This window comes from Dorea chungnamensis (assembly GCF_039832125.1).
Classification (GTDB): Bacteria; Bacillota; Clostridia; order Lachnospirales; family Lachnospiraceae; genus JAFBIX01.
Genome location: NZ_JBDOHT010000030.1, coordinates 1 through 10843 on the forward strand (window position 1 = coordinate 1; position 10843 = coordinate 10843).

Here is a 10843-nt window from a genome sequence, read left to right on the forward strand (position 1 = left end):
TTTTATGATTTAGCCACAGCCTATCAGTCCGTGCACGTCAACTATTGAAACCGCCGTGTACCGAACGGTACGCACGGTGGTGTGAGAGGACGGGAGTTAATCACTCCCTCCTACTCGATCGTATATGTTTATTTAGAAGAGGTGTACAATGTTTAAGAAGAGTAAAAACAGTCAATTCTTTGGAAGTATGGGATTAATTGGAGCAACAATTATATGGGGATTTTCATTTGTAGTAGTCAAAGATTCAACTGCCAGTATTTCAGTCCCTTATCTTGTTGCATTTCGGTACATATTAGCATCAGCTGGAATGTTACTGTTGTTTTCATTTAAATTAAAAGAACTGACTTTTAAAGTAATAAAACAAGGAGCTGTTTTGGGACTTTTCTTATGTATAGGTCAATTTTTTCAGACATTGGGATGTAAATATACAACTGCAGGAAAGAATGCTTTTATTACGACAGCATATGTAATTCTCGTACCATTTTTATGTTGGATAATGGAGAAAAAGAAACCAGGAAGTATTCAAGTTATTTCTGCAGTAATTGCAATTATAGGCATTGGACTTCTATCTTTAAATGGAAATATGCATATCCAATCAGGTGACTTTTTGACGATGATCTGCGGAATTATGCTTGGATTTCACATTATCTATATAGATCGCTATACTAGGGAGACAGATCCTGTTCTGTTGACTATGATCCAATTTATGTTTGCGGCCATATATATATGGGCAATTATTGGAGTTACACGTATGCCATTTCCAACACAGGTATTTCATCCAGAACTTTTTACTAAGATTATGTATATAGGACTGGCAAGTACAATGATGGGATTTTTATTACAGATTGTATGTCAGAAATATACGAATCCAAGTGTTGCGGCAGTTATTTTATCTATGGAATCTGTATTTGGAATGCTGTTCTCTGTGATAATCTTGCATGAAAAATTTACGATAAAAATATTAATTGGCTGTGTATGTATGTTAATAGCTGTACTGTTATCTGAATTAAAGGGTACGCAAGAAGAAGTAAATGTATGATATCGATTTAATGTCTCCAAATAAGAAATATGCCTAAAATTTCTCTTTGCTTTTTTGATAATAATTACCAAAATTACATTTCTGAGAGTGACTTTTGCTTACGAAAAGAAGATTAAAATGATAAAATATATTGTGAAAAGGGCTCAGACAGGTAATTTACATGATAAGGATTGTTTCATTCAAATTCACTGAATGCAGCAATCCTATTATATTAAAAAAGAGGAGGAATATTATGAAAAGAGTGAAAGCGGCATGTATCACGCAGACATTACATTTCTTTCAGAAGGATGATATTGAAAGAAATTATGCGACAAAAATGGTGGAAGAGGAAGTAAGAAAGTACAAAGCAGGGTTAGACAAAACGGGAACAAAATACAGAATATTATCTGAAGAGACATTGGAAGATGGCTCCGTAATGATTGAAATTAAAAAACAGTATAATACTTCTTCTGTCGGAAATTATCTGGATAAATAAAAAATGGACAAGGTCAGTTAGGATCTTGCCCTTAATTATGTTGTTGGCTCCTTTTTTATTCATTATATCCGTTAGGATTCTGGGACTGCCAACGCCAGGTATCTTCACACATTTCATCAAGTCCACGTTCTGCTTTCCAGCCAAGGATTTTCAACGCTTTTGAAGGATCTGCATAACACATAGCGATATCACCGGCTCTGCGAGGCTTAATCTCATATGGGATTTCTTTTCCACATGCTTTGGAGAAAGCCTTTACCATATCTAACACAGAGTAACCAACTCCTGTGCCAAGATTAATGATATCGAGACCTGGATTTGTTAGAATGTAGTCAATAGCTTTTACATGTCCAATAGCCAGATCAACAACATGAATATAATCGCGCACGCCAGTTCCGTCCGGAGTATCGTAGTCATTTCCAAATACACCTAATTTCTCGAGCTTTCCAACAGCGACCTGAGAAATATATGGCATTAAGTTATTTGGGATACCTTTTGGATCTTCGCCGATTCTTCCACTTTTATGAGCTCCGACTGGATTGAAGTATCGAAGCAGGATTACGTTCCATTCTGGATCAGATTTCTGCAGGTCTGTCATAATCTGCTCCATCATAGATTTGGTCCAGCCATAAGGATTCGTACATTGTCCTTTAGGACAATCTTCTGTAATAGGCATTACTTCCGGGTTGCCATATACAGTAGCAGAAGAACTGAAAACGATTCTTTTTACATTGGCACTGCGCATAGCATTCATAAGTGTCAATGTTCCAGTGATATTATTCTGGTAATATTCCAAAGGCTTGCGAACAGATTCGCCGACAGCTTTCAGGGCTGCACAATGAATAACAGCATCGATAGATTCCTTCTGGAATAATGTCTCAAGAGCTGCGTGATCACAGACATCACCTTCGTAAAATGTTACTTTTTTACCGGTAAGTTCTTCTACCCTTTTTAAAGATTCTTGAGAAGAATTACAGAGATTGTCATATACAGTAACTTCGTATCCCTGGTTCAAAAGTTCTACGGCAGTGTGACTCCCGATATAGCCCGCTCCACCGGTGATTAATATATTTGCCATAATAGTTCCTCCTCCTATTGATTTTATGTAAATATCTATTTTATAATTATTATGATATTGAAGAAAATTGTCAATAGCAATAAATATAGTGGATAAAAATATAAGAATATTGAGATGCTAAAAAGTGTGATGATGCATATGAAATTAACATAGAAAATAATATAAGAAAATCAGAAAAAAACACAAAAAAGTGTTGCAAATTATCGTGGTATATGGTATTATAAATTTCGGTCACCACGGAAGACGTGTTGACATAGATTATGGCTCCGTGGTCAAGCGGTTAAGACATCGCCCTTTCACGGCGGTAACACGGGTTCGATTCCCGTCGGAGTCATTTCGCCGATGTGGCTCAATTGGCAGAGCAGCTGATTTGTAATCAGCAGGTTATCGGTTCGAGTCCGATCATCGGCTTAGTTCCTAACAGGGACTTACTGATTTTGGACCTTTAGCTCAGTTGGTTAGAGCAATCGGCTCATAACCGATCGGTCCTGGGTTCGAGTCCCCGAAGGTCCATTTAATATCGACTTGTAAGTTCGTATGAATCCTCACTAACAGCGCCGATATGTATTGCACGTAAGTGACCATAGTACGGTCACTAAGTGCTCATAATGAGGCCCAGTGGCTCAGTTGGTTAGAGCGCCGCCCTGTCACGGCGGAGGTCGAGAGTTCGAGTCTCTTCTGGGTCGTTCGTATCGCAAGATACGACGTAATAATTTCATATGGGATCATAGCTCAGCTGGGAGAGCATCTGCCTTACAAGCAGAGGGTCATAGGTTCGAGCCCTATTGGTCCCACTTTACAACATGTAATGTGTTGTGAAAATGCCGCAGTGGCGGAACTGGCAGACGCACAGGACTTAAAATCCTGCGGGACTTATACTCCCGTACCGGTTCGATTCCGGTCTGCGGCATTTAATAAAAGCTTAATCTTCAAGGGCACTGAAAAACTCCCATTTTTTGTGGGAGTTTTTCTTTATCTACTATATTAAAAAAACTGAATACAGATTTTGATAAAAAACGCAGGAATAGTACCATATTTACCCTGCGAAACATGTCGCTAACCGCGTTATTCTTTTGGCATTTACGACAAACGCTGTAAAATACATTTGTACCCGCATGGCAAACAGCCCAGTCGAATCTGCTCTTCGCAGACCATGGGCTTCTTTCAGTTCGCCATTCTTTTCTTCGATTCGATGACGGATCTTTAATCGTTCCTTAAATTCATCACTTGCTTCAAATTCAAGACGTTCACGATTTTTTTCACTTACTTGAGTCACACAATAGCTTTGTGTCTTTCCGTTCCCGACCCGGCACTTATCCTTCAAAGGACATTTTTTACATTTCCGTTTGCTAAATACGTAATTATGATATTGATTACCGTTTTTGGCTTCACGTTTTTCAACACGCATTGCTAATTCGCCTGCAGAACACTGTAGTTTTCCAGCATCTTTATTGAAGGAGAACCCTTCCTCCAGTTCTGCTGCTGCGGCAGCTGCAACTGCGGTATTTGTCCTTGCAATTAATGTGATTTCTTCTCCACATATCTCTAAGTTTTCTTCACTTACATATGCCATATCACCTATGATTTCGGTCACTTCGATTCCACTTTTTTGGCACTCTCAATTAGATTTGGAAGTTCCTGACCATCTGGTGCTCCGCCATCTGTTACACTGATTCCGGCAATCAGCCGTTCTTCAGTTATGGCCAGATGGTTTTTATATCCATAAAAAGTACTGGTTGGTGTTTTATGTCCAAAACGTGCATCTTCATCGTCTTTTGAACGGATATCACGAATCTTCTCTGTTTCCAGTAGTTACTTTATTTTTTCGTAAAGTTTCTGAATCTTTTTGCTCTCAATAGCGAAAATATCTTCTTTTAAAGCAGATAATAGCTCGTGAGTATATGAAATCTCTTCTTCCAGGCTGGATTCCAAAGAAGGTTTCTCAGGAAATTTTTCGGATAGTTCAAATGCATTTTTATAAATTTCTTTCCGTAACTGCTTACTCAAATCACGTAAAATCTGTGTCGGTGACTTTGCGCGGACAGATGCATTCGTGTGTGTAGCATCAACGATGATGGTTCCTGATTTAATCAGTCCTTTATCTAATGCCTGTTGTATGGTTTCCTTCAACATTTCCTCTAGGATATCTTCTGTAATCCGTGTCTTGCGGAATTTTGTCAGGAGACTGGGGTCGACCATGCGGGCTTCCGGTTCCATATCTAAAAAATATTTATAAGACATGTCGGTCTGGGCACTGTTAATTAGCCGTTCGTCTGACAAATCATATAATTTTGTAACTATTCAGAACCACCCTTATTCAAAGATGAAATCAGGATAACCTGAGATTGCATTTCGGATTGTTTCGTAAGCATTGTATCCCTGCTTATGTGCCGTACCAACGTAGGACATGATTTTTAGATAATCTCTGGCCCCTTCCTCAGTTCGGAAGCATCCGGATACTTTGGTTTTCACCTTTATCATCCGCAGATCTCGTTCCGCCTGGTTGTTATCAAACGGGACATTGAAGTTATGGATAAAAAGGCAGACTGAGGCCTTGTAATTCGCAAGGCGTTCTACCAACGCAAGGATTTTTCCTTTTTTCTTCCGTCCACGTTTTTTCTCCGTGGTTTCGGAAAGTGGATTTTCCTTCCGAGCCTGTTCGATAAGTTCATCATACTTCTTATCGAACTTATGATAGTGATAATAGCTCAGAGAGTGCTTGCCTTTCTCTACAGCTTTATCTTTGACCTTTTTCATTTCCATTAAAAGGTCTATAAATGCAGATGCCCACTTCTGATCAGGATGATTTTCATCAATCCCCGTTAATTCACGGAGAAGATGGGCACAGCAGATAGCATGCTGAATATCCGGATAATTCCAGTAGGAAGCCCAGCAGTCATGCATGGCAATCCCTTTGAATTCCGGGAGAACACCGCATTGCTCCATGCCTGCGGTTCCACGTTTGGGACTGATATCAAGATAGGTGTATTCACAGTTTGAGGCATCATGAACCCACCAGAGTTTTTTATCCACTCTGGTTCCGGTTTCATCGAAATGTCCAAGCGCGGAACCGATCATCTTATCCTTGATCTTACCTACTGTTTCACTTAGACTGTCAGCGCATCTTTTTACCATGCTGCTGATCGTTCCTGTTGCAATCGGAATGTTAAATACTCCGGAAAGAATCTCATGGGTGCGTTTGATGCTGACTGCACCTACGGTATTTAGTGCAACAGCTAATGCCTGAAGGTTTTCACCATACTGTACGGTTGCTTTTACGTCAGAAGGGAAATCACCTCTGCGGGTATCTCTATACAGCATACAGATTAGAAGTTCCAATGCCTGATGCTCCGTTACATTGACTGTAACAACCGCATCAATAACATGGCGTTTCTCTGCGATACATGCAGTGCCTTTGCATATCTGATAATGCTGGCATCCTTCACATGCGGAGGGCATATGTTTGATTATTTCATCCGGAGCTGTTATTACCGCTAAATGTGTCCCCTGATGTCCGTCCTGTCCACCGACCTTTTTGCCAGATGGTTTGCGGAGGCTCTTAGGAGCAGGTTTTTTATAGCCATCACTGGAAGGTGGTTTGGAACTGTTTTTGGAGTTCTTATTAAGCTGTCCCTTTAGTTCCTGTATGGTTTGATTTAACTCAGCAATAGTTGCAGTGAGCATTTCATTCTGCTTGAGTAATGAAGCATTCTGTTCAAGCAATTGCTGAACCATTTCAAGTGTAACATTTACTGGCATTCAGACCACCTTCTTCCGTTAAAATTGATACTTCTATTTTAACGGAAAATGGCCAAAAAAGCGAATCGTGTCGTTTTGATATACTGTCAAAATGACGGTGGATAAACAGTAAAAATCAAAGGATAATTGCCGATAACGCCCAGATAAAATCCACAAATAGAACGTTATCTGGCTGTAATCGAGGATTTATGGTTTAGTAATCCACAGACAAAAAGCATTTGGCAGTTGTATTGAAAAGTTATCCACTTTTCGCAATAAAGCAATGGCAAAACAGAAATATTATTTTGGTTCTTCCGCATATTTACGTATAATGATGGAAAATTTGTGCAGAGTATACTATAATGATTGTAAATGTTTTTGATAAAGGATAATGGTGTTTATGGAATTAAATAATACTGCTCTGAATCTTCAGCAATTCTTTCCATCCGAGTTACAAATACAGGAAATTGAGACAACTTCTGATACAGTGTATATCTGGATGAAATCAAGAACACGAAGTATTACTTGTCCCAAATGTAATAAAGAATGCAAAACATATCATGCTGTACATAAGAGAAAGGTTCAAGACCTCCCTGTCTGGGGGAAAAGAACAATTCTTATGCTCAGTATCTATGAGTTTGAGTGTGAGAATCCAGAATGTAGCTGTGTAAGTACAACAGAGAACTTTAATGGTTTTCTTAACGGATATAGTCGCATGACGGAAAGGCTTGCTGATTTGGTAACACAACTGGCATTGGAAACGAGCTGTGAAGGAGCAGCAAGGATTTTAAACTCAATGAATATAGCAATCAGCGGAGACACTGTGATCCGCACATTGCTTAAGCGTTATGATAATCAGCCATTACCTTCCTGTGGGAGTTGTGTTGGAGTAGATGATTTTTCTTTTAAAAAGCGGCATAAATATGGAACTATTATTGTGGACGAGGAAACCCATGCTCCGGTTGCGGTATTAGAGGGACGTGATGAAAATACCTTAAAAGCCTGGCTGGAACAAAACAAGCATGTCACAACAATCACAAGAGACAGAGCAAGTGCTTATGCACGAGCAATTGAAGAAGTTCTTCCAGATGCAATGCAGATTGCCGATCGTTTTCATTTACACCAAAACCTGTTGGAGGCAGTTAATAAAATACTTGGGAGAGAAGTACCTGCAACGACTGCTATTCCTCATGCAAAGGAGACAATCATCCCAGAAAAAAGCGAACATCAAAAAAATCCCAGTTCCATAGGGCGTAAAAAAAACCACTGCCATTGTGGATAACCTAACTGCCAGGGAGGAGAAATGTTTATTATTAATCCAACAGATACAGGAAATGCATAAACAAGGACTGGGGATTGCTGAAATAGCAAGGAGAACCGGGAAAGACATTGGAACAGTGAAGAAATATCGTGAAGGTGAACCAATAATACTATGCCGTCATGGCAGAAGGGGAAAAAGTAAATTGGATCCGTTCAGAGACATTATAATAGAAAAACTTAAGGCAAAAATTCATCAGGCAGATATAATCAGGCATATCACTGAAAATGGATACACAGGTACAAAAACAAATGCACAAATTTACATAAGAAAACTATGTGAAGAATGTAACATACCTGCGTCAAAATATCGTTCCGGTGGGAACAGTCTTGGTACAAAACGTACTGGTTTTAAGAAAAGTATGGACGCTGACTATATAACACGTGCCGGGATTTTTAATCATATATGGATGGGAATCGAACTGACGGATATACATAAAAAATTTCTTTGGGATAAATATGATGTTTTATATGAAATCGGTGCCTGCGTATCTGAATTCCGAACAATATTTGGCAAGAAGAATATCTCCTTGTTGTATCTGTTTATAGAACGCTATAAAAAATCGACTATAAAGGAAATTGCTTCATTTGCTAAAGGATTAGAAAAAGATATTGAAGCAGTTGAAAATGCAGTTGCAAGTGATAAAAGTAATGGTTTTGTAGAAGGAACTAACAGTCGCTTAAAGATGGTCAAGCGCACCATGTATGGGCGCTGCGGAAGGCATTTGTTATCGGCAAAGTTGATGTATAGGAATGCTACTGGTACGTAAATATACGGAAGAACCATTATTTTCTCCGTTTTGACCAAAAATTAATGTGCCCTAAACGGGGTGCTGAATAGTTACATAATTTTTTCAAAAACAGCAGTTTAAACATCAGTTCCGGTTCTTTGGCAGGACGTCCAAAATTCTCACAGTATTGCTTACGAAGCATGGGATTTACAAAGCTGAAATCAATATTTTCTTTTATTCTGCGCAAAAGATGGTTCGCTGGAATAATCGCATCATAAAGTCCTTGATATGGTGATAAAGATAGTGTCATTTGTGAATGATCCTTCAGCATTTTTGAAATCCCCTTTCCTTTCTTCTATTATAACTTCTTCACAAAAAAAAGCCTAATTCTATTTTAAAGAATCAGACTTTTTCAGTGCCCTTTAAATATCAGCTTTTTCAGCATATTTCTTAACTGTCAACAAAGATATTTAAAAAAGAAAATATTATTTAGAGAAGGGATGACTTTGATAAAGATATTATTTTAATAAAAGTTTCAAGTGCCTTGTTGACATTGACGCAGAAACAGAATTCCAGATCGGGATAATAACTGTCCTCTCTCTGTCGGGCAAATGAATTGCAAAAACAGGAGGAAAAAGAAAAGGCGTAGGGGTCATTCCTCCACGCCTTCATACTCAAAGAACTGTGCAGCTGTCATACATTTTGGATGTTCCATATCGAGACTTAAAAAGTCTTTATCTCCGGTCAGTATCACATCTACATCGGAGACAATGGCGGCATTCAGTATTGGCTGGTCTTTTGCATCACGTATCAGTTTTTCCGCATGGTCAACTGCAGGGATCAGCTCATAAGACATTTCTGCAAGCAATACTTCTGCATCCGGCAGATATTTGGGTGCCTTACGGTTCAGGATGTCCCGCAGCTCTGCTATATTGCGGTCACAGAGAACCATTTCGTGGTTCTGGGCTATATAGAGCAGAGCTTTTGCGGGCTTTGACCGGGGAAAGAGCAATGCAGAAAAAAGGATGTTTGTATCAATCAGAATCCGCATGATTATCTTTCCTTTCCGTACCGTATTTCATTCACAAGTGCCTGAATATCATCTTCATTATAGATACCCATTTCCTCAGCGACACCGGAAAAGGCAGCCTGGGCTTTGCGGATTGCCTGAGCTGAGGCATTGCTGACTACAATTTCACCATTTTGCTTCTGCAAAAACAGAATTTTATCACCAGATTTCAGACCGAGCAGACGGCGGATTTCAACCGGAACTGTGATCTGACCGTTTGAAGAAATTTTTGCAAGGTTCATAAAATCATCCTTTCTATTCTTGAAATCTAAAGAAAACTTGAGGTTAATTCTATTATATCCAATTCAAGGTGGAAAGTAAACGGAGTAAAAGAAAAATTATAAGAAACTGATCAATTCAGTGCTGCTGGCTGCTTAAGGATTGCGAAGCTGGCAGAGAAAGGAGAACTCAATGAATAAAACGACAGATATGAAAACAGAGAGCAATACATTTACAAAAAGGATCGGGCAGACAACCTATGTTGTCCGATTCCATTACAGTGAGAACGCAAGAGAGACGATGCAGGAGAAAATTAACCGGATGCTGGTGAATGAAGTTAACCGTTCGGACTTCATGGAAATGGAGAAAAAAATGGCTGAGTAACTTAGTGGTTGTAACAACAAAGAACGTAATCATCAGTATTTTAGCTGTTTTATCACTAATTTGACACGAAAAAGTGCCTTTTTTGATGAAAAAACTATTGACATTTTGTTTCAGGCAAGACTGCGAAATCTATTTTGATTTCTGTTGGTGTTCGTCTGGCAGCGTTCAATCTGAAACAGATCGCCAACCTGACCTGTACGGACGAACTGGACTTATACAGTATCGGGGAGAAAAAAGTAGCACTGTTTTGCTGTATTCCGGATGCGGACACCAGTATGAATTATCTGGTCGGCATGATTTACAGCAATCTGTTTCAGACACTGTATTATGTGGCAGACCGGAAGTACGGAGGAAGGCTTCCGATTCCGGTACACTGCATTATGGATGAATGGCCAAATGAAACACAGTTATAAAGATGACGATGTTGCATAGGAGCGCAAAGGAAGGATGTAATAATTCAAAATGTATCGTTCCCAATTTTTTTATTCATTCATTTTTTTGATATCATTCTTGCTTTACCCTCTTGAAAAATCAAAGCAAATATAGTAAAATATCCTAACTTTTGCAAGAAAATAAGTATAAAATACCCGTCAAGCCCAATAAATACAGGGCCTGGCGGGTTTGCCATTTTGTCATATTTTCATGGCGTTTTTTCCTTTGGAATGAAAAAAGTAAAATTTTTTTGGTCATACTATGGCGGTTCTATTCCTTGTTCTGCTTGTCTGTATGATATCTATCTTGGTTCCGTTGTCAAGAACAGGCCTTTGGTGCTTTGCATTCTTGACAACGGAACCAA

At 39.0% G+C, this 10843-nt stretch carries 12 protein-coding genes, 6 tRNA genes and 1 pseudogene; 12 read left to right on the forward strand and 7 right to left on the reverse strand.

What is annotated here, in order from left to right; translation table 11 throughout:
• Window positions 1-148: 148 nt before the first annotated feature.
• Together ABE613_RS14960 and ABE613_RS14965 are read left to right on the forward strand one after the other, a co-directional pair.
• Complete coding sequence (locus ABE613_RS14960) at window positions 149-1039, forward strand: DMT family transporter (protein WP_347376805.1); 891 nt, start codon at window positions 149-151, stop codon at window positions 1037-1039.
• Window positions 1040-1271: 232 nt separating this feature from the next.
• Window positions 1272-1514: a hypothetical protein gene (locus tag ABE613_RS14965; protein WP_347376806.1), complete on the forward strand. Its 243-nt coding sequence runs from the start codon at window positions 1272-1274 to the stop codon at window positions 1512-1514.
• A 55-nt stretch (window positions 1515-1569) separates the two neighbouring features.
• Here the strand turns inward: ABE613_RS14965 and galE are convergent, their stop codons facing one another.
• A complete protein-coding gene (gene galE, locus ABE613_RS14970) occupies window positions 1570-2589 on the reverse strand; it encodes a UDP-glucose 4-epimerase GalE (RefSeq protein ID WP_235234189.1) in 1020 nt (339 codons plus the stop codon).
• Between the two features lie 262 nt (window positions 2590-2851).
• On the opposite strand from galE, the gene ABE613_RS14975 reads away from it, so the two are divergent.
• The 6 genes from ABE613_RS14975 to ABE613_RS15000 all read left to right on the forward strand — a co-directional run bounded on the left by ABE613_RS14975 (window position 2852) and on the right by ABE613_RS15000 (window position 3499).
• Window positions 2852-2923: transfer RNA gene (locus ABE613_RS14975), tRNA-Glu, on the forward strand.
• A 4-nt stretch (window positions 2924-2927) separates the two neighbouring features.
• A tRNA-Thr gene (locus tag ABE613_RS14980) sits at window positions 2928-3000 on the forward strand.
• Window positions 3001-3028: 28 nt separating this feature from the next.
• A tRNA-Ile gene (locus tag ABE613_RS14985) sits at window positions 3029-3102 on the forward strand.
• 99 nt (window positions 3103-3201) lie between these two features.
• A tRNA-Asp gene (locus ABE613_RS14990) sits at window positions 3202-3275 on the forward strand.
• 35 nt (window positions 3276-3310) lie between these two features.
• A tRNA-Val gene (locus ABE613_RS14995) sits at window positions 3311-3383 on the forward strand.
• A 29-nt stretch (window positions 3384-3412) separates the two neighbouring features.
• A tRNA-Leu gene (locus tag ABE613_RS15000) sits at window positions 3413-3499 on the forward strand.
• A gap of 126 nt (window positions 3500-3625) precedes the next feature.
• On the opposite strand, the gene ABE613_RS15005 is transcribed toward ABE613_RS15000, so the two are convergent.
• The 3 genes from ABE613_RS15005 to tnpC all read right to left on the reverse strand — a co-directional run bounded on the left by ABE613_RS15005 (window position 3626) and on the right by tnpC (window position 6348).
• On the reverse strand, window positions 3626-4183 hold the full coding sequence (locus ABE613_RS15005) for a transposase (RefSeq protein WP_347376807.1): 558 nt from the start codon (window positions 4181-4183) through the stop codon (window positions 3626-3628).
• A 218-nt stretch (window positions 4184-4401) separates the two neighbouring features.
• A complete protein-coding gene (locus ABE613_RS15010; RefSeq protein WP_347376808.1) occupies window positions 4402-4830 on the reverse strand; it encodes a hypothetical protein in 429 nt (142 codons plus the stop codon).
• A 72-nt stretch (window positions 4831-4902) separates the two neighbouring features.
• On the reverse strand, window positions 4903-6348 hold the full coding sequence (gene tnpC, locus ABE613_RS15015) for an IS66 family transposase (protein WP_235234193.1): 1446 nt from the start codon (window positions 6346-6348) through the stop codon (window positions 4903-4905).
• A 379-nt stretch (window positions 6349-6727) separates the two neighbouring features.
• On the opposite strand from tnpC, the gene ABE613_RS15020 reads away from it, so the two are divergent.
• Complete coding sequence (locus ABE613_RS15020; RefSeq protein WP_235234194.1) at window positions 6728-7609, forward strand: ISL3 family transposase; 882 nt, start codon at window positions 6728-6730, stop codon at window positions 7607-7609.
• Window positions 7610-7661: 52 nt separating this feature from the next.
• The gene (locus tag ABE613_RS15025; protein ID WP_235234195.1) at window positions 7662-8414 is read left to right on the forward strand and encodes a transposase; all 753 of its coding nucleotides are present in this window, start codon (window positions 7662-7664) and stop codon (window positions 8412-8414) included.
• Between the two features lie 64 nt (window positions 8415-8478).
• On the opposite strand, the pseudogene ABE613_RS15030 reads toward ABE613_RS15025, so the two are convergent.
• The 3 genes and pseudogenes from ABE613_RS15030 to ABE613_RS15040 form a co-directional block, all read right to left on the reverse strand.
• Window positions 8479-8706, reverse strand: a pseudogene (locus ABE613_RS15030) (transposase); the annotation flags it as partial.
• Between the two features lie 321 nt (window positions 8707-9027).
• The gene (locus ABE613_RS15035) at window positions 9028-9426 is read right to left on the reverse strand and encodes a putative toxin-antitoxin system toxin component, PIN family (protein ID WP_235234316.1); all 399 of its coding nucleotides are present in this window, start codon (window positions 9424-9426) and stop codon (window positions 9028-9030) included.
• A gap of 2 nt (window positions 9427-9428) precedes the next feature.
• On the reverse strand, window positions 9429-9686 hold the full coding sequence (locus tag ABE613_RS15040; protein WP_235234314.1) for an AbrB/MazE/SpoVT family DNA-binding domain-containing protein: 258 nt from the start codon (window positions 9684-9686) through the stop codon (window positions 9429-9431).
• A 169-nt stretch (window positions 9687-9855) separates the two neighbouring features.
• Between ABE613_RS15040 and ABE613_RS15045 the strand changes: the two genes are divergently transcribed.
• Both ABE613_RS15045 and ABE613_RS15050 read left to right on the forward strand, forming a co-directional pair.
• Window positions 9856-10047 (forward strand): transposon-encoded TnpW family protein, encoded by a 192-nt coding sequence (locus tag ABE613_RS15045; RefSeq protein ID WP_235234312.1) that lies wholly within the window; start codon window positions 9856-9858, stop codon window positions 10045-10047.
• Window positions 10048-10178: 131 nt separating this feature from the next.
• A complete protein-coding gene (locus tag ABE613_RS15050) occupies window positions 10179-10460 on the forward strand; it encodes a type IV secretory system conjugative DNA transfer family protein (RefSeq protein ID WP_331473165.1) in 282 nt (93 codons plus the stop codon).
• The last annotated feature ends 383 nt before the right edge of the window (window positions 10461-10843 follow it).